Annotated in this window: 20 protein-coding genes; 6 read left to right on the top strand and 14 right to left on the bottom strand. The window is 70.7% G+C overall.

The features are described 5' to 3' along the window. Positions 1 to 27: 27 nt before the first annotated feature. The 4 genes from D3H34_RS11690 to D3H34_RS11675 are packed head-to-tail and all read left to right on the top strand — an operon-like array spanning position 28 to position 3,638. Positions 28 to 1,026, top strand: coding sequence for a Bug family tripartite tricarboxylate transporter substrate binding protein (locus tag D3H34_RS11690; protein WP_119553623.1), 999 nt, complete (start codon positions 28 to 30; stop codon positions 1,024 to 1,026). 31 nt (positions 1,027 to 1,057) lie between these two features. After that, the gene (locus D3H34_RS11685; protein WP_119553622.1) at positions 1,058 to 2,017 is read left to right on the top strand and encodes a tripartite tricarboxylate transporter substrate binding protein; all 960 of its coding nucleotides are present in this window, start codon (positions 1,058 to 1,060) and stop codon (positions 2,015 to 2,017) included. Positions 2,018 to 2,037: 20 nt separating this feature from the next. Next, a complete protein-coding gene (locus D3H34_RS11680; protein ID WP_119553621.1) occupies positions 2,038 to 2,490 on the top strand; it encodes a PaaI family thioesterase in 453 nt (150 codons plus the stop codon). After that, on the top strand, positions 2,487 to 3,638 hold the full coding sequence (locus tag D3H34_RS11675) for a CaiB/BaiF CoA transferase family protein (protein ID WP_119553620.1): 1,152 nt from the start codon (positions 2,487 to 2,489) through the stop codon (positions 3,636 to 3,638). The genes D3H34_RS11680 and D3H34_RS11675 overlap by 4 nt, the downstream gene beginning before the upstream one ends. Positions 3,639 to 3,644: 6 nt before the next feature. Here D3H34_RS11675 and D3H34_RS11670 read toward each other — a convergent pair whose 3' ends face one another. From D3H34_RS11670 to D3H34_RS11625, 10 genes are all read right to left on the bottom strand, one after another. Further along, the gene (locus D3H34_RS11670; protein WP_119553691.1) at positions 3,645 to 4,553 is read right to left on the bottom strand and encodes a Bug family tripartite tricarboxylate transporter substrate binding protein; all 909 of its coding nucleotides are present in this window, start codon (positions 4,551 to 4,553) and stop codon (positions 3,645 to 3,647) included. Between the two features lie 86 nt (positions 4,554 to 4,639). Then, on the bottom strand, positions 4,640 to 5,845 hold the full coding sequence (locus tag D3H34_RS11665; RefSeq protein ID WP_119553619.1) for a VWA domain-containing protein: 1,206 nt from the start codon (positions 5,843 to 5,845) through the stop codon (positions 4,640 to 4,642). Continuing rightward, on the bottom strand, positions 5,842 to 8,199 hold the full coding sequence (locus D3H34_RS11660; RefSeq protein WP_119553618.1) for a DUF5682 family protein: 2,358 nt from the start codon (positions 8,197 to 8,199) through the stop codon (positions 5,842 to 5,844). The genes D3H34_RS11665 and D3H34_RS11660 overlap by 4 nt, the downstream gene beginning before the upstream one ends. Positions 8,200 to 8,212: 13 nt before the next feature. Continuing rightward, entirely contained in the window at positions 8,213 to 9,292 is a 1,080-nt protein-coding gene (locus D3H34_RS11655) for an AAA family ATPase (protein ID WP_119553617.1), read from the bottom strand. Continuing rightward, positions 9,289 to 10,851: a DUF5691 domain-containing protein gene (locus tag D3H34_RS11650; protein WP_119553616.1), complete on the bottom strand. Its 1,563-nt coding sequence runs from the start codon at positions 10,849 to 10,851 to the stop codon at positions 9,289 to 9,291. The genes D3H34_RS11655 and D3H34_RS11650 overlap by 4 nt, the downstream gene beginning before the upstream one ends. Then, a complete protein-coding gene (locus D3H34_RS11645; RefSeq protein WP_119553615.1) occupies positions 10,848 to 12,197 on the bottom strand; it encodes an SWIM zinc finger family protein in 1,350 nt (449 codons plus the stop codon). The genes D3H34_RS11650 and D3H34_RS11645 overlap by 4 nt, the downstream gene beginning before the upstream one ends. A gap of 58 nt (positions 12,198 to 12,255) precedes the next feature. After that, positions 12,256 to 12,795: a hypothetical protein gene (locus D3H34_RS11640; RefSeq protein WP_119553614.1), complete on the bottom strand. Its 540-nt coding sequence runs from the start codon at positions 12,793 to 12,795 to the stop codon at positions 12,256 to 12,258. After that, entirely contained in the window at positions 12,792 to 14,828 is a 2,037-nt protein-coding gene (htpG, locus tag D3H34_RS11635; protein ID WP_119553690.1) for a molecular chaperone HtpG, read from the bottom strand. The genes D3H34_RS11640 and htpG overlap by 4 nt, the downstream gene beginning before the upstream one ends. A 167-nt stretch (positions 14,829 to 14,995) precedes the next feature. Next, entirely contained in the window at positions 14,996 to 16,045 is a 1,050-nt protein-coding gene (locus D3H34_RS11630; protein WP_119553613.1) for an ABC transporter substrate-binding protein, read from the bottom strand. Between the two features lie 68 nt (positions 16,046 to 16,113). Further along, the gene (locus D3H34_RS11625; protein WP_119553612.1) at positions 16,114 to 17,022 is read right to left on the bottom strand and encodes a LysR family transcriptional regulator; all 909 of its coding nucleotides are present in this window, start codon (positions 17,020 to 17,022) and stop codon (positions 16,114 to 16,116) included. Between the two features lie 100 nt (positions 17,023 to 17,122). On the opposite strand from D3H34_RS11625, the gene D3H34_RS11620 reads away from it, so the two are divergent. Continuing rightward, complete coding sequence (locus D3H34_RS11620) at positions 17,123 to 18,139, top strand: zinc-dependent alcohol dehydrogenase family protein (protein WP_119553611.1); 1,017 nt, start codon at positions 17,123 to 17,125, stop codon at positions 18,137 to 18,139. A gap of 163 nt (positions 18,140 to 18,302) precedes the next feature. Continuing rightward, positions 18,303 to 19,007, top strand: a complete 705-nt coding sequence (gene aqpZ, locus D3H34_RS11615) for an aquaporin Z (protein WP_056576749.1) — start codon at positions 18,303 to 18,305, stop codon at positions 19,005 to 19,007. A 22-nt stretch (positions 19,008 to 19,029) separates the two neighbouring features. Here the strand turns inward: aqpZ and D3H34_RS11610 are convergent, their stop codons facing one another. The 4 genes from D3H34_RS11610 to D3H34_RS11595 form a co-directional block, all read right to left on the bottom strand. Further along, positions 19,030 to 19,368, bottom strand: a complete 339-nt coding sequence (locus tag D3H34_RS11610) for a hypothetical protein (RefSeq protein WP_119553610.1) — start codon at positions 19,366 to 19,368, stop codon at positions 19,030 to 19,032. Between the two features lie 143 nt (positions 19,369 to 19,511). Then, the gene (locus D3H34_RS11605; protein WP_119553609.1) at positions 19,512 to 20,870 is read right to left on the bottom strand and encodes a sensor histidine kinase; all 1,359 of its coding nucleotides are present in this window, start codon (positions 20,868 to 20,870) and stop codon (positions 19,512 to 19,514) included. Continuing rightward, complete coding sequence (locus D3H34_RS11600) at positions 20,867 to 21,523, bottom strand: response regulator (RefSeq protein ID WP_119553608.1); 657 nt, start codon at positions 21,521 to 21,523, stop codon at positions 20,867 to 20,869. The genes D3H34_RS11605 and D3H34_RS11600 overlap by 4 nt, the downstream gene beginning before the upstream one ends. A gap of 97 nt (positions 21,524 to 21,620) precedes the next feature. Continuing rightward, on the bottom strand, positions 21,621 to 22,730 hold the full coding sequence (locus D3H34_RS11595) for a winged helix DNA-binding domain-containing protein (RefSeq protein WP_119553607.1): 1,110 nt from the start codon (positions 22,728 to 22,730) through the stop codon (positions 21,621 to 21,623). Between the last annotated feature and the right edge of the window lie 6 nt (positions 22,731 to 22,736).

The following is a 22,736-nucleotide window of genomic DNA, read 5'->3' as shown; positions in this document are numbered from 1 at the left end:
TTCTTCCAAGAACGACGGAGACACACCATGCGACACCACTTCACCCTGCTGCGCAGCGCAGCCGCCGCCTGCGCCGCCCTGCTGATGACGGCCGCGCCCGCCGTGCACGCGCAAGCTGCCGGCGCCTTCCCGACCAAGCCGCTGATGCTGGTCGTGCCCTTCCCGCCCGGAGGGCCGACCGACGCGATGGCGCGCACGCTCGCCGCCGAGATGAAAGACCGGCTCGGCCAGCCCATGATCGTGGAGAACCGCGCGGGCGCCGGCGGCAACATCGGTGCCGACTACGTCGCGCGCGCCGAAGCCGACGGCCACACGCTGCTGTTCGGCACCTCCGGTCCGCTGGCCATCAACAGCAGCCTGTACCGCAAGATCCCTTACGACCCGGTCAAAAGCTTCGCACCCGTGATCCAGGTCGGCTACCTGCCGAACATCCTGGTGGTCAACCCGGCCCTGCCGGTGAAGGACGTGCCCGGACTCGTGGCCTACGCCAAGGCCAACCCCGGCAAGCTCAGTTATGCCTCGTCGGGCAACGGCGCGTCGTCGCACCTGGCGGGCGTGCTGTTCAACTCGATCGCAGGCACCGACCTGCAGCACATCCCCTACAAGGGCACGGGCCCAGCGCTCAACGACCTGCTGGGCAACCAGGTGAGCATGACCTTCACCGACATCCTCACCGCGCTGCCCTACGTCAAGACGAACAAGCTGCGCGCGCTGGGCGTGGCCACCGCCAACCGCTCGCAGGCGCTGCCCGACGTGCCGACCATCGCGGAGCAGGGCTACAAGGGCTACGACGTGAGCGTGTTCTTCGGCATCGTCGCGCCCGCCGGCACGCCCGCCGACCGCGTGGCCAAGCTCAACCATGCCTTCGCCGAAGTGCTGAACTCGCCGAAGGTCAAGCAGATGTTCAGCGCGCAGGGCCTCGAGGCCACGCCCGACAGCTCGCCGCAGAAGCTCGGCCAGTTCATCGTGAGCGAGACGGCGAAGTGGAAGGACGTCGTCAAGAAGTCCGGCGCGCAGCTCGACTGAATTTCAACCACCCAGAGGAGACAAGAGAAAAATGAAGAAGCTGTCACACCTGTTCGTCGCCACCGCACTGCTCGCAGCCGGTCCGGCGATGGCCGAGACCTATCCCCAGCGCCCCGTGACGCTGATCGTTCCCTACGCCGCGGGCGGCCCCACCGACCAGCACCTGCGTGCCGTGGCCGAGGAGGCCGGCAAGGCCCTCGGCCAGCCCGTGGTGCTCGACAACCGCCCCGGCGCGAGCGGCACCAACGGCGCCGCCGCGCTGGTGCGCGCCGCGCCCGACGGCTACACGCTGGCCGTGCTGCCGGCCTCGGTGTACCGCGAGCCCTTCATCAACAAGGTGGCCTTCGACCCGGCGCGCAGCTTCTCGTACGTGGTCATGCTGTCCGACTACACCTTCGGCCTCGCCGTGAAGGCCGATGCGCCGTGGAAGACCTGGAAGGACTTCGCGGCCGACGCCGCGCGCCGGCCCGGCAAGCTCAACGTGGGCGCCACCGGCGCGGTGGGCACGCCGCGCATCGTGATGGACGAGGCCGCCGAGGCGGCGAAGATCCAGCTCAACATGGTGCCTTTCAAGGGCGACGCCGAAGTCACCAATGCCATCCTGGGCGGCCACATCGACGCCGCGCCGCTCTCGGGCGTGGCTGTGCCCCACATCGAGGCCGGCAAGATGCGCTACCTCGTCATGCTCACGCCGCAGCGCGTGAAGCGCTACCCGCAGGTGCCCACGCTGCGCGACGAAGGCGTCGATGCGGTCATCGATTCGCCCTACGGCATCGCAGGCCCCGCCGGCATGGACCCGGCGCGCGTGAAGACCGTGCACGACGCCTTCCTCAAGGCGCTCACCTCGCCAGCCGGCCTGCGCGTGCTGGAGCAGCTGAACCAGCAGGCCAACGCCATGGACCCCGAGCAGTACCGCCGCTACGCGCTGGCCACGACCGCGCGCGAGAAGGACCGCGTGGCGCGCCTGCGCCAGCGCGGCCTGCTCGACTGACCTTGACGACTGCAAGCACCATGCCGCACGACACGCCCACCTGGCCGCCCGAAGAGCCGGGCCTTCTCTTCGGCCTGCCGATGCCGATGGCGCGCAGCTTCGCGCTGCGCGGCGAAGCCATCGGCGACGACCTCGCACGTGTGCGCATGCCCTACAGCGCCGACCACACCAACAGCCGCGGCGACGTGCACGGCGGCGCGATCGCCGTGCTGTTCGACTGCGCGCTCTCCAGCGCCGTGCGCTCGCACGCGCCCGAAGCCTTCGGCGTGGTCACCGTCGACATCACGGTGCACTACACCGCACCGTGCGCCGGCGACGTGATCGCCACCGCCGTGTGCGAGCGACGCGGCCGTGCCATGTGCTTCGCGCGCGGCGAAGCACGCAACGCCGAGGGCGAACTGCTGGCGATGGCCACGGGCACCTTCAAGCTGGTGCCACGCACCGCTTCACCTTCTTCCGAGTCCACTCCATGACCACCGCCTCCATTTCGACCGGCGCCCTCGCGGGCATCCGCGTCCTCGACATCTCGCGCATCCTCGGCGGCCCGTACTGCGGCCAGATCCTGGGCGACCACGGCGCCGATGTGCTCAAGGTGGAGCCGCCGCAGGGCGACGACACCCGCACCTGGGGTCCGCCCTTCAAGGACGGCGTGGCCTCGTACTACCACGGGCTGAACCGCAACAAGCGCATCCAGCACCTGGACTTCGCCACCGAGGAAGGCCGCGAGGCACTGCTCGCACTGGTAGCCGAGGCCGACGTGCTGATCGAGAACTTCAAGACCGGCACGATGGAGCGATGGGGCATCGGCTACGAGACGCTGTCGCAGCGCTTTCCGCGCCTCGTGTGGTGCCGCGTCTCGGGCTTCGGCGCCGACGGCCCGCTGGGCGCATTGCCCGGCTACGACGCCGCGGTGCAGGCCATGACCGGCATCATGAGCATCAACGGCGAGGCCGACGGCGGCCCGCTGCGCGTGGGCCTGCCGGTGGTCGACATGGTGACGGGCCTGAACGCGGTGATCGGCGTGCTGCTCGCACTGCAGGAACGCAACCGCAGCGGACGCGGCCAGTTCGTCGAGGCGGCGCTGTACGACAGCGGCCTGTCGCTGCTGCATCCGCACGCAGCCAACTGGTTCATGGACGGCACGGCGCCACGCCGCACCGGCAACGCGCACCCCAACATCTACCCCTACGACGCGCTGGCCACGGGCACCGACCCGGTCTTCGTCGCCGTGGGCAACGACCGCCAGTTCGGCGCCTTCTGCCGCTGCATCGGCCTGCCGGCGCTCGCCGACGACCCGCTCTACGCCACGGCCGGTGCGCGCTCCATTAACCGCGAAGGCCTCAAGCAGCAACTGGAGGCCGCGCTCGCCGCCTTCGACGGCCGCGTGCTGGTCGATCAACTGATGGCCGCCGGCGTGCCTGCCGCACCCGTGCTGCCCGTGGCTGCCGCGCTGCAGCACCCGCACACGCTGCACCGCGAGATGGTGGTGGAGATGGAAGGCGGCTACCGCGGCATCGGCGCGCCCGTGAAGCTCAGCCGCACACCGGCCAGCTACCGCCATGCGCCGCTGACGCCGGGCGAGGCCTTCCTGCCGACGGACGGCGACGCGACCCCGGGCTGAACCGCGTCAGTCCAGCGCGAGGTTCAGCGCGCGGATCAGCGGATGCCAGCGCGCCGACTCGCGCGCCAGCAGCGCCGCGAACTCGGCCGCCGTGCCGTCCATGGGCTCGATGGCGTACTCGGTGAAGCGGCGCTGCACCACCGGGTTGTGGACCGCGTTGGAGGCCACACGCTGCAGCCGCGCCACCACCTCGGGCGGCGTGCCGGCCGGCGCCACGAGCCCCAGGAAGTTCGAGGCCTCGACCCGGGGCAGCCCCAGCTCCGCGAAGGTCGGCACGCCCGGCAGCGACGCCAGGCGCGACGCGCTCGCCACCGCCAGCGGACGCAGCCGCCCGCCCTCGATGAAGCGGCGCGCCACCGTCAGCTCGCCCATCGCGACCGGCACCTGGCCGCCGGCCACGTCGACCAGCGCCTGCGCGATGCCGCGATAGGGCACATGCACCATCTCCAGCCGCGCCTCCTGCGCCAGCAGTGCCATCGCGAGGTGCTGCGGACTGCCGTTGCCGGCCGACGCGAAATGGAAGCGGCCCGGAAAGGCACGCGCATCCTCGACGAAGGCCCGCGCGTCGCGCACGCCGCTGGACGGCCCGACCAGCAGCACCATCGGCAGCCGGGCCAGCAATGCGACCGGCGCGAAGTCACGCGAGGGGCTGTAGCCCAGGGTGCGGTACAGCGCGGGGTTGAACACCAGCGTCGTGCTGTCGGCCGACAGCACGGTGTAGCCATCGGCCGTCGCACGCGCGACCTCGGCAGCGGCGAGTGCGGTGTTGCCGCCGGCCTTGTTCTCGATCGCGACCGGCTGGCCGGCGTCGATGGCGATCTGCGCGCCGAGCACGCGCGCGACGAGGTCGGCGGTCGCGCCCGTGGTGTACGGCACGATCCACCGGACCGGCCGGGTCGGAAAGTCGAGCGCCATCTCCTGCGCCTGCGCCGCGCGGCCCAGGCCTGCGGCGAGGCACAGGAAGGCGCTCAGCCGCCGCCGGCGCGCGTCCGGCGGGCAGGTCACGGCGTGGCCCTGCTCGTCTTCAGGCCCTGGCCGGCGGCCCAGGTCGACACGTCCTCGCGCTTGATGGCGGCAGCCATGAGGCCCGGGAACGCATCGGGCGTGCACGCGAACGAGGGCACGCCCAGTGCCGCGAGCTTGGCGGCCAGGTCGCGGTCGTACGACGGCGCGCCCTCGTCGCTGAGCGCCAGCAGCGCGATGAACTGCACACCGGCTTCCACCAGCTGGTGGGCGCGGCGCAGCAGGCCGTCTTCCACGCCGCCTTCGTACAGGTCGGAGATCAGGATCAGGATGGTGTTGCGCGGCTCGCGCACCAGCGTCTGGCAGTAGCCCACCGCGCCGTTGATGTCGGTGCCGCCGCCCAGCTGCACGCCGAACAGCAGGTCGACCGGGTCCTGCAACTGCTCGGTCATGTCGACCACGGCGGTGTCGAACACCACGAGCTTGGTCGACACCGCCGGCAGGCTCGCCATGACGGCGCCGAAGATGCTCGAATAGACCACCGACGCGGCCATGGAGCCGCTCTGGTCGATGCACAAAATCACTTCGCGCTGCGGTTGGCGCGCCTTGCGCCCGTAGCCCACGAGCGACTGCGGCACCACCGTGCGGTACTCGGGCTGCCAGTGGCGCAGGTTGGCGCGGATGGTGCGGTGCCAGTCGATCTCCGAATGGCGCGGGCGGCGGTTGCGCTGGCTGCGGTTGAGCGCACCGCTCACGGCGCTGCGCATCGGCTCTTCCAGCTTCTTCATCAGCTCGTCGACCACCTTGCGCACCACGGCGCGCGCCGTGTCCTTGGTGCCGGCCGGAATCACGCTCGCCAGCGCTACGAGGTTGGCGACCAGGTGCACGTCGGGCTGCGCGTTCTCGAGCATCTCTGGTTGCAGCAGCATCTGGCGCAGGTTGAGCCGCTCCATCGCGTCGCGCTGCATCACCTGCACCACCTGGCTCGGGAAGTACTTGCGGATGTCGCCGAGCCAGCGCGCCACGCTGGGCGCCGAATCGCCACGCCCGCCCCGCTGGCCGCCCTGGCCCAGGCCGCGCCGGCCATCGGCTTCGTAAAGCGCGGCGAGCGCCTGGTCGATCTCGCGCACGCGGCCCTCGATGGCGCCGCAGCTGGCGTTGGCTTCGCTGCCGAGCACGAGACGCCAGCGCTGCAGGCGATCGGTCGGCGGCAGGGCTTCTTCGTCGATCGGGTTCGAACTCATGCCTTCACTCCCAGCAGTTCCCGCAACAGCGGCAGCGCGAGCACCGCGCGTGATTCGTCCCAGTCGGTGGCGGCCACGGCCGATGGCAGCGTGCCGCCGACCGCACCGCGCTTGGCGCGTTCGCCGAGCGCGCGCCGGTCGGCGCCCGAGAAGTCCGCGAAGCTGCGCCGCACCAGCGGCAGCACCTGCACGAAGTGCTCTTCGCCGAGCCCCGAGAGCCAGCCGTCGACCAGCGACCACACGGCATCGTCGTGCAACAGCACCATCGCGTTGCGGTTGAGAAAGCCTTCGAGCCACGCGGCCGCATCGGTCGGCGGCGCGCCAGCCGAGAGGTTGCGCGCCAGTTGCTGCGAGGCGCCGTCGCTGTCGATCTGCGCGTCGTCCAGCAGCAGGCGGCAGCTCACGCCGCGCAGCAGCGGCGCGCCGGTTTCGCCGAAGGCGATGGCGCGCAGCGCGTTGCGCCAGGCGGTGGTGGTGTCTTCGCCGTCGCGCAGGCGCACGGCATCGTGCGCGGCGATGAGGCGTGTGCGCAGCGACTCGGCCGCCTCGGCGTCGAGCGCGCCGCAGGCGATCGGCAGGCCGATGGCGCCGCGAACGATGAGGCTGTCGAGCACATGCGAGAGCAGCGCGCTGTCGGTCTGGCGCACGCTGCCGTAGCGGAACACGTTGGCCAGCGGCGGCACGGCGCCGATGAGCTGCACGGCGTCGCCGGTGAGCGCGGCGCGGTCTTCGAGCGCTCGGGTCACGGCCTGCACGGCCACCGGCAGGTCGGCCAGCAGCACGATGTCGACCTGCTCGGCCAGCGCGGCGAGCGAGGTCTCGCTCGCGAGTCCTTCCATCACGCGCGCGCTGGCGGCCTGCGCCACGGTGGCGCCGAAGCGGCTGGCTTCGATCACGCGCAGCGCGAACTCGGGCTGCCATTGCAGCTGCCAGGTCTCGCGGAAGGTGCCGCGGTTGGCGCGCTGACCGGCGGCGGGTTCGCCCCAGGGCAGCTCGAGCAGCCGCAGACGGTGCAGCAGGTGGCTGCGCGCCAGGTCGTTGGGCTGTCGCAGATCGAGGTCGAGCGTCTTCGCGGTCGCCTCAGGCTTCAGGCGCAGGCTTTTCTGCGCCTGCTCGAGATCGCGCTGCAGCGGCACGGTCGGCACATCGGCCGGCACCTGGCCCATGCGGTCGCCGACCGTGAGGCGCTCGCGAATGAGCGTGAGCGGTGCCTGCTCGCCCATGCAGATCACGCTGCGCACGGCCTCGTCGAGTTCGGGCAGGCCGGGCGCGGGGCGCTCGCGCAGCGCGGCCAGCGTTTCCGCGAGGCGCGTGGCTTCGATCAGGTGGGCGGAAGAGCAGTCGAGATCGTGTTCACGCAGCAGCCGCGCGACACGTGCGAGCCAGCCCGTGGTACGCCCCGCCACCTCGTGCCCCTGCTGCCACAGGTGCTCGTACCAGCCCGGCGAATCGATGCCCGCGCCGTAGCCGCTGGCGCTCGTGAGGTGGCGATACGTCCACGGCACCCAGGTGGCCAGCACCTTGAGCTTGGGCAGGCCCTTGAGCAGCGCGGCATCGGCCTTGGCGGTGGCCGTGCCCTGCAGCGCGGGCACATGCCACGCACCGCAGACCACGGCGATGCGCTGGTGGCCGGCCTTGACGGCCTCGCGGATCGACTGGCGCATGAAGGCTTCGCGCCGCTGTTCGCGCTCCATCGCGCGCACGCCGCGCCGGTCTTCGGGCGTCTCGGCGCGCACGGCCGTCATGGCCTCGGCGATGGCGCCGAACAGGTCCTCGCCATCGCCGCGTTCCTCGACCATGTGGTTCCACCAGCTCTCGCCGTCGGCATAGCCGGCGGCGTGGGCGAGCCAGTCGAAGGGGTCGTCGGGCAGCGTGTTCGCGGCCTGTTCCTGTTCGGTCGCGTCGACCGTCTCGACGACCGGCACCGTGTCGGTCTCGTCATCGTCGAGCGGTGTTTCCTCGAGCGCTTCCGCCTTGGCTTCGTCGGCCTCGGCGGCGACGCGTGCCGCCTGCTCGATCGCCATGCGGTGCGCCTGCGGCAGGTCGATGAAGCGCGTGGGCACGCCGCGCGCGGCGCCCCACCGCAGCGCCTGCCACTCGGGCGAGAACTCGGCGAAGGGATAGAAAGCAGCGAGGCCGGTGTCCTCGCTCGCATGGATCAGCACCGCGACCGGCGGTTGCAGATCGGCATGCGCGAGAAAGGACAGCAGCGGCTCCGCCTCGGGCGGGCCCTCGACGAGGATGCAGTCGGGCTGCAGCGACTCGAAGGCGCGCAGCAGGCTGCGCGCACAGCCGGGGCCGTGGTGGCGGATGCCAAAGTAGTGCAGCGGCGAAGGCGCCGCGCTCGTGCTCATGCGCCTGTCCGTGTCAAAGCTGTTCGCGGCAGGCGCGATAGAGGTCCTTCCAGTCGGCCCGTTCCTTGACGACGGTTTCCAGGTATTCCTTCCACACGACCTGGTCCTGCACCGGGTCCTTGATGACCGCGCCGATCAGGCCCGAGGCCACGTCGGCCGAACGCAGCACGCCATCGCCGAAATGACCGGCCAGCGCCATGCCGCTGTTGATGACCGAGATGGCCTCGGCGGTCGACAGCGTGGAAGTGGGCGACTTGATGCGCGTCTTGCCGTCCTCGGTCTGGCCGTTGCGCAGTTCGCGGAAGATCTGCACCACGCGGCGCACTTCCTGCAGCGCGGGCGGCTCGGCCGGCAGCGCAAGCGCGCGGCCCAGTTCGCCGACGCGCTTGACCACGATCTGCACTTCCTCGGCCTCGCTGGCCGGCACCGGCAGCACCACGGTGTTGAAGCGGCGCTTGAGCGCGCTCGACAGCTCATTCACGCCCTTGTCGCGGTTGTTTGCGGTGGCGATCACCGAGAAGCCACGCGTGGCCTGCACCTCGGTGCCCAGCTCGGGCACGGGCAGGGTCTTTTCCGACAGCACGGTGATCAGCGTGTCCTGCACATCGGCCGGGATGCGCGTGAGTTCTTCGACGCGCGCGATCTTGCCCAGGCGCATGGCGTGCACCAGCGGGCTGGGCACCAGCGCCTTTTCCGAAGGGCCGTGCGCCAGCAGCTCGGCGTAGTTCCAGCCGTAGCGCAGCTGCTCTTCGCTGGTGCCGGCCGTCCCCTGGATCAGCATCGTCGAGTCGCCGCTCACGGCCGCGGCCAGGTGCTCCGACACCCACGACTTGGCGGTGCCCGGCACGCCGTACAGCAGCAGCGCGCGGTCGGTGGCGAGCGTGGACACGGCGATTTCCATCAGGCGCGAATTGCCGATGTACTTGGGGCTGACCTCGAAGCCGTTGGCCAGCTTGCCGCCCATCAGGTAGGTGAGCACGGCCCAGGGCGAGAGCTTCCAGTTGGCGGGGCGCTGGCGGTCGTCGACCTTCTGGAGCGCATCGAGTTCTTCGGCGAATTGCTGTTCGGCATGCTGGCGCAGGACATTGCTCATGGACGGCCTTGGGAAGAAGTGGAAATGGAAGAGGAAGAAGACGAAGGAAGCGTGACGACCAGCCGGCGTGCGCGCACGATGCGCGCGGTGTCGACCAGTGCGTTGGCGAGGCCGGGGCTTTCCTCGGCCGCGCGCGGCAGGTCGGCCAGCAGCGGCAGCGCATCGGGATGCAGCAGCGCGGCGGCGGTGCCGAGCACCTGGCGCAGCACGTAGTCGTTGACGAGGTCGCCGCGCTCGACGCGCATGCGCAGCACCTGCGCGATTCGCAGCGACAGCGCGGCCGATGGTGTGTCGCCGGGCGCGCAGGCCTGGTCGGCGAAGGCGACGACGTCCTGCACGCCTTCGCCGGCATCGCCGAGCTGGGTCGCCCAGTGGCGCTCGCGGCGTTCGCGCGGCAACAGCGCCAGCAGCGGGCCCACGCCGCCGCGGTGGTTGCGCGGGCGATCGAGCAGTGCGTCGCACCAGTCGAAGTCGGGCGCGGCCAGCACGGCCTCGTTCCAGCCGCGCAGCAGCGCGTCGTGCCAGTCGCCTGTCGCGGCCCAGTCGAGCAGCGCAGCGGGCGTCATGCCGGTGCGCGTGGTCCACCAGGCGAGCGGCATCTGACGCACCAGCTGGTAGAGCCACCACGCGCGCTCGCCGAGGCTGTCGTGCGTGGGGCGCGCGGCGTCGATGGCGTCGTCCTTCCAGCGCGGGTCGGCGGCCTCGGGGGCGTTCAGTTGCCACGTCGCGCCTTGCGACGAGAGCAGCGGCGCAAGGAAGGCCTCGAGGCGCCGCACGTGCGCGCTGGCGGGCAGGCGCTGCAACAGTTCGACGACGGTCTGGCGCACATCGCGCGCGCGGTCTTTCAGCTGGGCTTCGAGCAGCGCTTCGTCGTCGGGGCCGAGGTTTTCGGCCAATGCACCAAGCAGCACGGCGCGCTCCTTGGCGGGCAGTTGCGGCAGCTCGGCGGCGAGGCGTTCGCGCGCACCAGCCGGGTCGTCGCGGCGTTGCTCGACGAGCACGGCGCAGCGCTGGTCGATGCTGCCTTCGTCCCAGCGGGTCTGCGCATCGGCCTGTGCGCTGGCGCCGACGGCGTAGCGCCAGTCGTCGTTGCGCGCGGCCAGCCAACGCCCACGCTCGCCGAGCGCGGCCCCGACGGCGGACCGCAGCGCGGTGTCGCGGCGACCGGCGTCGAGCGCGGCGGGCAGCAGGCTGGGCGGCAGGCGCCAGCCGGCGGTGGCAAGCACAGTCAACACCTCGTGCTGCAGGCGCTGCGGTCCGGAGGCGAGCGCATCGGCGATCACGGCGAGCAAGGCGGGGTCGCCGAGCGCGGGGCTGGTGTCGTGGGCGGCAGGCGGTGCGTCGTCGGCAGGCAGGCCCGGCGCGACGAAGCCCGCGCGACGGCCCACGGCCACGGCGCCCGCGACGCGCAGCAGCAGGCCCTGCGCGGCGTCGGCCGGTTGTTGTTGCAGCGCCTGAAGCAGCGCGCCGAAATCGCCGGCCATGCCGTCGGCTGCGGGCACGGGTTGGCGCGCAGTGCCGACGAGGGCCGACTGCAGCAGAGTATTCCAATGGCTCATGCGCGCGCTCCGCTCAAGGTCCACACAGGCGCGCCCGCGCCCTCGGCAGCCCACGCCGTGAGCGGCGCGAATTGTTCGCCGTCCCATTCGCCGAAGACGCGCAGCGGCGCGCCGCCCGAATGCGCCAGCAGCTGCCAGGCTTCGGCCGCGGCCAGTTGCATCGGCAAGGCCTGCGGTGCGGCGCCCAGGCGCAGCCACCACTGGTCACCATGCCGCGCGGGCACGGCCTCGGCCCACACCAGGGGCAGCAGCGGCTGCCAGGGGTTGGCCGCGATCTGCGCCGCCATGCGTTGCCATTCGTCGGCCTCGTCATTCACTGCGACAAGCGCCGCGGTCGATGCAGCCTCGGCCGGAAGCTCAGCCACCACCGCGCGCTGCGAGGCGTGACCGGGATAGAAGCGCAGCACGGCCGCGCGTTCGCTGCCGCTGACCCAGCCGGTCTCGAAGCCGCGTCCGCCGTGCGAGTAGTCGAGCAGCAGCGCGCGGCGTCCGCTTGCGCGCCCCTGCAGCCACACATGGCGCTCGACCAGTTTGGCGTCGCGCTCGTCGAGGCACTGGCCCAGCACGAGCCAGTGGTCGCTCACGCGTTCGCCCTCGGCGAGCAGCGCCTCGCGGTCCTGCGGCCAGCCGAGCGCGGCGCGCAGGTCGGCGCGCGTGGCGGGCGACAGGCTGTCGCGGCGCGGCACCGCGTCGACGATCAGCTGCAGCCGGCCCAGCCGGTCGAGCAGCCGTGCGGGCCAGCCTTCGCCGGCGCCGATCAGCTCGGCCGCCTGGATGATGCGCTGGCCGAGCCCCGGCGCCTGCGCATCGACCATGCGCGCGGCCATGGCGGCCCAGCCTTCGGTCTGTTCGCTGCCGAGCGCGGCCAGGCCGCGCTGGGTCTGGTCGTCGAGCCAGCGCGCGAGTTCCTGCACGCCGGCCTCGATGCGCTTCCAGCGCTGCGCGTCGCGCTTGGCGGCCGCGGCGGGATCGGGTGCGGCGGCCGGTTCGGCGGCGCGGGCTTCTTTCTTCTCGGCCTTGTCGCGGCGCGAGGCAAGCCAGTCGGCCACCCACGGCGGCGGCGCGCCGGCGGTGAAGCTGGCCTCGCTCTGCGCGCGCAGCAGCATCAGCGCCAGGCCGTGCTTGCAGGGGAACTTGCGGCTCGGGCAGGAGCAGCGGAACACCGGGCCCGACAGGTCGACCTGCGTTTGATACGGCTTGCTGCCGCTGCCCTGGCATTCGCCCCAGACGGCGTCGTCGGAATGCCCGAGCGTGGGCCACTTGGCGGGCGCGAGCAGGCCTTTGGCGGCCTTCGCGGAGGCGTCGTCCGGCGCGAGCGCGAGGACGGCTTCGGTACTGAGACTCATGGGAAGGGCAGCCTCGCGCCGGGCCGCGGCGCGGTCAGGGATGGGAGGAGCGCGACCATCAGGGCGCGATGGGGTTGCCGGGCGTGCCTGCTTCGCCGGCCACGACCGCTGTCGGGGCCGGCGTGCGGTAGGACACGCGTGCCGCCGGCACGGGGGCAGCCGTCGGCGACGGCACCGCGGGCCGCGTGACGCCGGCCTTGGTGACGGTGACGGGCGTGGCCGGCACCGCGGCAGGTGCGCCCGCAACAGGCACCGCCTGCCCGGGTGCGGGTGCCGTCTCGTACGGGTTGTGCAGCACCACGCTCTTGCCGACGCCCACGCCGGTGCCGATCGGTCCGACGCCAACGCCCACACCGACGCTGGCCGAGCCGGTCACGGCGCCGTTGTCGTGCAGCGCCACGCCCGCGCCGAGCGGGCCCCAGCCGGTGTTGAGGCCGACCGAGAAGTTGCCGTCCTTGGTGGCACCGAGCCCGAGCGAGAGCCCGGGCACCAGCGGAATGCCGATGTGATAGTGCGAACAGCCGCCCACCAGAAGCAACAACAGCAGCGCCGAGGTGGCAGCCGCTGCGCGACGAACGATGCGCGGCCGGGCCGTCACACCAGCAGCGCGTTGACGCGCCTCACGTAGGCTGCCGGATCGGCCGGCAGGCCGCCTTCGGCCAGCAGTGCCTGGTCGAACAGGATGTGGGCGAGGTCGTCGAAGTGCGCCGAGCCTTCGAGCTTCTTCACCAGCGCATGTTCGGCGTTGACCTCGAGCACGGGCTTGAGGTCGGGCGCGGGCTGGCCGGCCTGCTTGAGCATGCGCGCGAGCTGCGTGCTCATGCCGCCGTCTTCCACCACGAGGCAGGCGGGCGAGTCGACCAGGCGCGTGGTCACGCGCACGTCTTCGGCCTTGTCCTTGAGCGCTTCCTTCAGCTTTTCGAGCAGCGGCTTGAACGATTCGGCGGCTTCCTCGGCGGCCTTCTTCTCGGCCTCGTCCTGCAGCTTGCCCAGGTCGACAGCGCCCTTGGCCACGCTCTGCAGCGGCGTGCCGTCGAACTCGTTGAGGTAGTTCAGCGCCCACTCGTCGACGCGGTCGGTCATGAGCAGCACCTCGATGCCCTTCTTCTTGAAGACTTCGAGCTGCGGGCTGTTCTTGGCGGCGGCGAGGTTGTCGGCGGTGATGTAGTAGATGGCGTCCTGGCCGTCCTTCATGCGCGCCTTGTAGTCTGCAAAGCTCACGCTCGCGACGTCGCTGGTGGTGGAGGCAAAGCGCAGCAGCTTGGCGATGCGGTCGCGGTTGCCCATGTCCTCGCCCAGGCCTTCTTTCAGCACCGCGCCGAACTCGGCGTAGAACTTGGCGTACTTGCCCGATTCGTCGGCGGCTGCGGCGGCCGTTTCAGCAGCGGTGGGCGTGTTCTTGTCGACCACATCCGTCACGCCTTCGGTCGGCTCGGGGGCCGGCACCGATTCGCCGGAGCCCACGTCGGTCTTGCCCTCGCCGCTCTCGGGCGCGGTCTTCTGCTTCTTGGCCAGGTCTTCGAGCATCGACAGCACGCGCTTGGTGCTGCCTTCGCGGATGGCCTTCACGTCGCGGCTTTCCTGCAGCAGCTCGCGGCTCACGTTCAGCGGCAGGTCGGCCGAGTCGATCACGCCCTTCACGAAGCGCAGGTAGTTCGGCAGCAGCGCGTCGGCGTCGTCCATGATGAAGACGCGCTTGACGTACAGCTTCACGCCCGCGCTCTTGTCGCGATTCCACAGGTCGAACGGGGCCTTGGCCGGGATGTACAGCAGCTGCGTGTACTCGGTGCTGCCTTCGACGCGGTTGTGGCTCCAGGCCAGCGGGGCCTCGAAGTCGTGGCTGATGCTCTTGTAGAACTCTTCGTACTGCTCGGCGGTGATGTCCTTCTTGGGACGGCTCCACAGGGCGTTGGCCTTATTGACGGTTTCCCATTCGCCGGTCTTCACCATGTCGCCGGGCTGGTCGTTCTCGCCGTCCTTCCACTCTTCCTTTTCCATCAGGATGGGCAGGGAGATGTGGTCGGAGTACTTGCCGACGATCTGCTTGAGCTTCCAGGCGTTGAGGTATTCGTCCGCATCGTCGCGCAGGTGCAGCGTGATGCTCGTGCCGCGCGCGGCGCGCGTGATGTCGGCCACCTCGAAGTCGCCGGCGCCGCCGCTCACCCAGCGCACGCCCTGGTCGGCGGGCAGGCCCGCGCGGCGTGATTCCACGGTGATCTTGTCGGCCACGATGAAGCCCGAGTAGAAGCCCACGCCGAACTGGCCGATGAGCTGTGCGTCGGCCTTCTGGTCGCCACTGAGGCGGCTCATGAAGTCTTTGGTACCACTCTTGGCGATGGTGCCGAGGTTGTCGATGGCTTCCTGGCGCGACAGGCCGATGCCCTTGTCGGTGATGGTGATGGTGCGCGCGGCCTTGTCGAACGACAGGCGCACGTCGAGTTCGGGCTGGTCTTCGTACAGCTCGGGGTGGTCCAGCGCCTCGAAGCGCAGCTTGTCGCAGGCGTCCGATGCGTTGGAGATCAGCTCGCGCAGGAAGATTTCCTTGTTGGAGTACAGCGCATGCGTGACGAGGTGCAGCAGTTGCGCGACTTCAGCCTGGAACGGGAGTTTGGTATTGGAAGAATCAGCCATGGGAAAGAAATAGATCGAAGCCAAAAAATTCTAAGGCGAGCCGCCCGCGTCGGGCGGCGGCCTTGCCAACTTCATGAACTGGGGTTGTCGCGCCAAAAAACAACGGAAGCAAGGCCGCGCGAACTTTGTCACATGGCTGTCGGCTGTGCGCCGCGCTTTCCGCAGGTTCAGCGGGGTTGGGACTCCACTTCACGCGTCCAGCGGTCGATGAGCCGCTTGCGCTCGGCGGCCTTGCCGTATTTCTCGAAGTCGTACTTGATGAGCTTCACGTCGGCCATGGAAGGCACGCGCGGGTCAGGCTTGAAGGTCTTGTTGGCCGGAGACTGCAGGCTGCCGGCCTTGGCGCCGATGGACTGGCCCGCAGGGCTCATGAGCCAGTCGTAGTAGCGCCTGGCGTTCTCCTTGTTGCGCGCGCCCTTCACGAGCGCGATGCCGCCGATCTCGAAGCCCGTGCCTTCGCAGGGCGCGGCGGTCTTCACCGGAAATTTGTCGTGCCGCCAGCGCTCGAAGCCGAAGATGAAGCTCACGCCGATCGCCACTTCGCCCTTGGCCACGTTGGGCGCCTGCGCCTGGCCGCTGCGGGTGTAGCTGGTGACGTTCTTGTGCAGCTTCTTCAGGTAGTCGAACGCCGGCTCCTCCCCCATCTGCTGCACCAGCCCCGCGATGACGGTGTAGGCCGTGCCGCTGGTGGCGGGGTGCGAGATCTCGATCTCGCCCTTGTATTCGGGCTTGATGAGATCGGCCCAGCACTTGGGTTCGGCGAGCTTCTTTTTCTTCAGCAGGTCGGTGTTGAAGCCGAAGCCCATCGCGCTCGTGTAGAAGCCGCCCACCATGTTCTGCGACATGGCGTACTGGCGCACCGACCAGTCGTGCAGGTCGTTGATGTAGGCCGGGCGATACGGCTCGAGCAGGCCCTGTTCGGCGGCCTGCAGGAACGGATCGCCCGTGCCGCCCCACCAGATGTCGGTCTTGGGGTTGGCGGCTTCCGCACGCAGCTGCGCACCGATCTCGCCCGTGCCCTTGTGGGCCTGCAGCACCTTGATGCCGGTCTCGCGCGTGAACGCCGTGGCGGCCGCCTCGCACCAGCCGGCGTCGGTGCTGCACAGCGCGTTGACGGTGCCCTGCGCGGCGGCCTGTGGCGCCCCGAGCAGGAGCACCGCGCCCATGCAGGCGGTGGCAAGGGCACTCAGGGTGTGCAGCGGGGCGAATGAAGGCATGCGCAGGTCTCCTCGTTGTTCGACGTCGGTTTGAAGGCGCAGGATAGCGCTCGCACAGGTTCCTGGGCTCAGCGTGTCGCCAGCAGCGGCGGGAGGTGCTCGACCAGCCAGTCGATCACCACGCGCGTCTTGAGCGGCAGGTAGCGGCTCGGCGTGCGGATCACGTGCAACGGAAAGCCGAAGGGCTGCGGCTCGTCGAACACGCGCACCAGCGTGCCGGCCGCGAGCGCGTCGGCCGCCAGCCAGGCCGGCAGCCGCGCCAGGCCCATGCCGCCGATGGCGGCCTCCAGCAGCACTTCGGCGCTGTCGCAGCGCAGGCGCGAGGGCAGCGCGGCCTCCACCGTCGTGCCACCCGCGTGAAAGCGCCACGGCGACACCTGCCCGTCGCGGGCGTAGTACACGGCCTCGTGCGGTGCGACCAGCGCGCCCACGTCGCGCGGATGGCCGCGCTCGGCCAGGTACGCGGGCGCGGCGCACAGCAGCATCCATTGCACGCCGACCGGCCGCGCCACGAGGCCGGCGCTGTCGTCGAGCTCGCCGCTGCGGATGGCGAGGTCGAGCCCCTCCTCCACGAGGTCGACGCGCCGGTCGTTGAAGGCCAGTTCGAGCGACAGCTGCGGATGCTGGCGCGCCAGGGCCAGCAGCAGCGGCCCCACCTTGAGCCGCCCCAGCATCGCCGGCATGCTCAGCCGCACGAGGCCGGCCGCCGTGTGGCGCGCGGCGTCGGTGAGCGCCTCGGCCGCGTCCAGCTCGGCCAGCGCGCGGCGGCAGCGCTCGTAATAGCCGTGCCCTTCCTCGGTGAGGCTCTGGCTGCGCGTGGTGCGCAGGAACAGGCGCGTATCCAGCCGCGCCTCGAGCCGCGCGATGCTCTTGGCGACGGCCGAACGGGTCACGTGCAGGCGCTGCGCGGCGAGCGCGAAGCTGCCCGCCTCCACCGCCGCGACGAATTCCTCGATGCCTTGCAGGCGCTGACTCATTGGATACTTTCAAGCACCATTCTTCGGAAAATTATCCACCACTGCGTCGCATTGATCGTCAATAGCATCGAGGCCGATCTTTTCCGATGGAGCCTTTCCGATGCAAGAACCCGACGTGCTGCGCCGCTGGCAGCTTCCGACTCTGGGCCGTGCCCACCTCGAACAGGCCGAAGCGCCGATGCCCTCGCTAGGCGCGGGCCAGATCCTCGTGCGCGTGGGGGCGGTGTCGCTCAACTACCGCGACCTGCTGATGGTGCGCGACGGCATGGGCATGGCGCTCGACCTGCCCTTCACGCCCGGCTCGGACATGGCGGGCACCGTGGTGGCCGTGGGCCCCGGCGTGCGCCGCTTCGCCGTGGGCGACCGCGTGATCAACACCTTCTGGGGCGGCTGGATCGACAGCCACTGGCACGCCGACACCACGCTGCTCGGCGGTCCCGGGCCGGGCATGCTGGCCTCGCACGTGTGCATCGATGCCGACTGGGCGGTGGCCGCGCCCGCCACGCTGAGCCTCGAGGAAGCGAGCACGCTGCCCTGCGCCGGCCTCACGGCGTGGTTCGCGCTGGTGGAAACCGGCGCCCTGCGCGCGGGCGAGACGGTGCTGATCCACGGCACCGGCGGCGTCGCGCTGTTCGGTCTGCAGCTGGCGCGGCTGCACGGTGCGCAGGCCATCGTGGTCACGGGCAGCGCCGACAAGCAGGCCGCCGCACGCGCACTCGGCGCCACGCACGTGCTGGCGCGCGACAGCGACTGGCCCGCCGAGGTGCGCCGGCTCACGCAGGGTCGCGGTGCCGACCACGTGCTCGAACTCTCCAGCGGCCCCGACCTCGACCGCTCGCTGCAGGCCGTGAAGCAGGGCGGGCGCGTGTCGATCATCGGAATGCTGGGCGGTGACACCTTGAGCGCGTCGTTCTACGCGATGGTGCTCGGCCGCGTGACGGTGCAAGGCATCGGCGTGGGCCACCGGCGCGCGCTCGAAGAGCTGGTGCGCGCGGTCGATGCCAATGCGCTGAAGCCGGTGATCGCGGCGCGCTACGGCTTCGACGCATTGCCCGCCGCGCTCGACCACCTGGAGCGTGGCGCCTTCGGCAAGGTCATCGTGACGATGGAAGGCTGACCGCGCACCATCTGCAAATGCCGCACTGCACAATTTCACAGCAATCGTGAACAGTTGCCGCTAAGCGCGCCAGTTTGCTCGACGCTCCCATTTCCCGTTCCTAGAATGCGGCCCGCGTTCGGCTCCCGCCGTGCGTGCTTTCTCAACTTCAGGATGGAGCGTTATGGAACACAGTACCTACAAAAAGTGGTCTGCAGAATTCATTGGTACTTTCTGGCTCACGCTCGGAGGCTGCGGAAGCGCAGTTCTGGCAGCAGCCTTTCCGGGCGTCGGCATCGGCCTGCTCGGCGTCTCGCTGGCCTTCGGCCTGACGGTCGTCACGGGCGCCTATGCGCTCGGTCCGATCTCGGGCGGCCACTTCAATCCGGCCGTGTCGATCGGCCTCGCAGCCGCAGGCCGCTTCAAGGCCGGGCAGCTGCCGGGCTACATCGTGTCGCAGGTGCTGGGCGCCATCGCGGCGGCCGGCGTGCTGTACCTGATCGCCACCGGCAAGCCGGGCGCGGACATCGGCGGCTTCGCCACCAACGGCTACGGCGAGCACTCGCCCGGCAAGTACGGCATGACGGCCGCACTGATCAGCGAAGTGGTGATGACCGCCGTGTTCCTGATCGTGATCCTGGGTGCCACGGCCAAGCGCGCGGCAGCCGGCTTCGCGGGCATGGCCATCGGCCTGTGCCTGACGCTGATCCACCTGGTGTCGATCCCTGTGACCAACACCTCGGTGAACCCGGCGCGCAGCACCGGCCCCGCACTGTTCGGCCCGTCGTACGCCGTGTCTGAACTGTGGCTGTTCTGGGTCGCGCCCATCGCGGGCGCGATCATCGGCGCGGTGATCTACCGCGCACTGCTCAGCAGCAACGACGACTGAGCTTTCCGCAGCGGAGGCTGGCTCAGCTTCCGCTGCCCGACTTCACCATCGGCAGTGAAGTCGATTGCCCGATGGGCTCGGTGCCCGTCGGGTGCGACGCCGCATAGGCGCCGGCCTGGATGTCGGACACCGGGGTCATCCCGCTGATCGCCGGCGCCGAGGTCGACTGCCCAATGGGCTCCGTGCCGCTCGGACGTGCCGCCGCCATCGCGCCGGCCTGCACCTCCGGGTTCTCCGGCGAATTCATCTGCAGCGGATGGAAGTCCGAACCATCGGTGGTTTCGGCGGATGCATTGACCGTGCCCAGGGCCGCGAACGCGGCGAAGGAAGCGACGGCAAGAAGATGGAACGAAGTGCGCATGGTGTGTTCTCCTGAGGGCAGGTTGTCTCCGGTCGCGTGCCGTCGCGCGGGACACGCGCGGCAGGACCTGCAGCCACTCTAGGCAGCCAGACTGAGACCAGCGTGAGCGAAGAATGAGCCGGGCGTGAGCACCTTCGCCCCGTCTACACCGGCAGCAGCACCCGCGCCCTCAACCCCGGCCCGTCGTCGCGGTTGCGCAGCTCGATGCGCAGGCCATGCCGCTCGGCCGCCGTGCGCGCAATCGCCAGGCCCAGCCCGCTGCCGCCCGCCGCCGCGCCCGGCACGCGAAAGAAGCGGTCGAACACGCGCGCCAGTGCGGCCGGCGGAATGCCCGGCCCGTTGTCCAGCACGTCGACCACCGCCTGCCCGTCGACCCGGTGCAGCCGCACATCGACCACGCCCCCTTCGGGCGCGTAGCGCAGCGCGTTGTCGATCAGGTTGTCGAACACGCTGCGCAGCTCGGCCGCGGGCGCGGTCACCACGGCGGCGGCGAGGCCTTCGAAGCCCACGTCGATGCGCCGCGCGTCGGCCAGCACCATGCGCTGGCCCAGGGTGTCGCGCAGCAGCACCTCGATGTCCACGCGCTCGCCCGACGCGTCCGACGGCGGCGCATCCTGTCGCGACAGTTGCAGCAGCTGCTCGATCAGGTGCTGCGCGCGCGTCACGCCCGCCTCGAGCTGGTTGAAGCGCTCGGTGGCTTCGCCGGCCGGCACGTGCGCACGCAGGTTCTCGATCTGCAGGCCGATGGCGGCCATCGGCGTGCGCAGTTCGTGCGCTGCGTCTTGCACGAAGCGGCGCTGCGTGGCGAAGGCGCTGCGCACGCGCGACAGCAGGTGGTTGAAGGCACCCACCAGCGGCGTGATCTCGTCGGGCACGCGCGCCAGCGACAACTCGGTCGGGCTGCGCTCGTCCTGCGAGGCCACGTCGCGTGCCACGGCGCGCAGCGAACGCGAGGCGGCCAACACGATGAGCCACAGCACCAACAGCGCCACCGGCAGCAGCAGCGCGATCGGCAGGCCTTCGAGCAAGGCACGGCGCAGCGCGCGGCGGTGGCGGTAGTCCTCGTTCTGCAGCACCTGCACGCGCGGCGCATCGGCATGCGGACCGGGCTCGGCGGTGAACACGCGCCAGCGCGTGTGCGCGGGCCCGTCGGTGCGCACGTCGCGAAAGCCACTGCCGGGCTGCAGCGGCACCGACAACGCGGGCCACGAACTCGCGCGCAAGGCGGCGCCGTCGGCGCTCCAGAGCTGCACCACGAACGCGCCACGCGAGAACGCTGCCTCGCCGTCCATCGGGCGCGGGGTCTTGGGCGGGTCGTTGCCTGTGTACGACTCGGCGACCAGCCGCATCTGGTCGTCCAACGCGTTGTGGACCAGGTTGCCGTAGGCGAGGAACGAGAACCACGCCGTGAGCACCGCCGCCGCCACGTGCAGCGTGACGAGCCACAGCAGCAGCTGGGTGCGCAGCGAGCGCGGGCGCCACCAGCGGCGGGCACCGGTCATGCAGCCACTCGCCAGCCCAGGCCGCGCACGTTGCGGATGGCGTCTGCGCCGAGCTTGCGACGCATGCCGTGAATCAGCACATCGATGGCGTTGCTGGTCACCTCGTCGCCCCAGCCGTAGATGCGGTTCTCGAGCTGCTCGCGCGAGAGGATGGCGCCGGGCCGCTCCAGAAGTGCATGCAGAAGCGAAAACTCGCGCGCGGTGAGCGCCTCGCGCACGCCGTTCACCACCACCTCGCGCGTCGTGAGGTCCAACTGCAGCGCGGCGGTGCCGATCAGCGAATGCGCCGCGCCGTCGCGGCGGCGCACCACGGCCCGCATGCGCGCGAGCAGTTCGCGAAACTCGAAGGGCTTGAGCAGGTAGTCGTCGGCGCCCAGGTCCAGGCTGTGGATGCGGTCGTCCAGGCCGTCGCGCGCGGTGAGCACCAGCACCGGCGTGGCATCGCCGCGTTCGCGGGCGCGGCGCAGCACCTCGGTGCCGTCCTGCCGGGGCAGGCCCAGGTCGAGCAGCACGCAGGTGTAGCCGCCGTCGCCGAGAGCACTCTGGGCCAGTTCGCCGTCGCGCACCCAGTCGGCCGACCAGCCCGCGCCCTCGAGCGCCTGCTTCAGGCTGCGCCCGATCATTTCGTCATCTTCCACCAGCAGCACGCGCATCGCGGCGACTCCTTCGCGCGCAAGGTAGCACGTGATCGGGATGACCGGTAGTGCCCTGCGCCGCGGCGCAGCGTAGGCGCGAAGTCTTAGGTGGGGCTTAGGGCCGCAGGATGCGGATGGTGTGCCGCTCGCCCTCGCCGTCCGCGGCAAAGGCCAGCAGCCGCAAGGCTTCTTCTTCCACGCCCAGCCGGTCGGCCGCGGACCAGCGCGTGAAGGGTTCCAGCACGACGGTGGCCGCGTGCTTCGTGCGTTCGATCTTCCAGGTGCCCGCCACGAAGCCGTCGAGCAACACCGTGCCGCGCACGATGCCGTTGATGGTGAACACGCGGGCGCGGTGCGCCTCGTCCAGCACGCGGCTGCGGTCGACGTGCGACAGCAGCAGGTTGTCCCATTCGGCGACCAGGCGTGGCGGCGCGGGCGTGTCGGGGTCGGGGCGCGGCGCGCGCGGCAGATCGAACAGTTCCTCGCCCTGCTCGCCGGTGAACACGCGCAGCTGCGGCCTCAGCCGTTCGGCCACGGCCTTCCAGCCCGTCAGGCCCGACCAGGCGCCGGCATCGGCGAGCGTTGCCGGGCCGAAGGCGGCGAGGTAGCGCAACAGCAGGTCGTCTTGCGTGGCAGCAGCAATGCCTGCGACGGATTCACCGAGCCACTCGCCGAGCGGCTGCAGCAGCGCGTTCTGGTGCGAGTTCCAGCTGCCCGCGGGCGGCAGGTGGACCAGCGGCACGTTGTTGCGGATGAGCGCGGCGAGCGAGGCCGGTGCGCGGTCTTTCCAGCGCTCGGCCAGCGCCTGACCGAGGGCCGTCCCGGTGAGCGGCCCGTCGCCCAGCAATGCACGGCCCGCCTTCACCACGGCCGCGCGGTCGATGCCTTCGAGGGCGCGCGCATGCAGGCCCGACAGGCCGCGCTGGTGCACCGGTTCGAGCAGCGGCCGCCAGGCCCACGCATCCGCCGCGGTCATCAGGTGCAGGGTCGCGCGCAGTGTCGACATGCGCACGATACGGCGCTGCTTCAGCGCGTCGGTCAGCTGCTCGCGGCGAAAGCCTTCGAGCCGGCTCCACAGGCCGATGTAGGGCGGGTTGGGTGCCTGCGCCTGCAGTCCGGCCAGCTTCCCGATGGCCTGCGTGACGGTCGCCTTGTGCCGCGCCAGCAGCATCTGCCGGGCCAGCGTGGCCCGGTTCAGCGCGCGACGGCTCAGCACCGCGGCCATGGGTTG

This window comes from Acidovorax cavernicola (assembly GCF_003581445.1).
The sequence above is the reverse complement of the archived record's forward strand: the minus strand, read 5'-3'. Positions and strand labels throughout refer to the sequence as shown.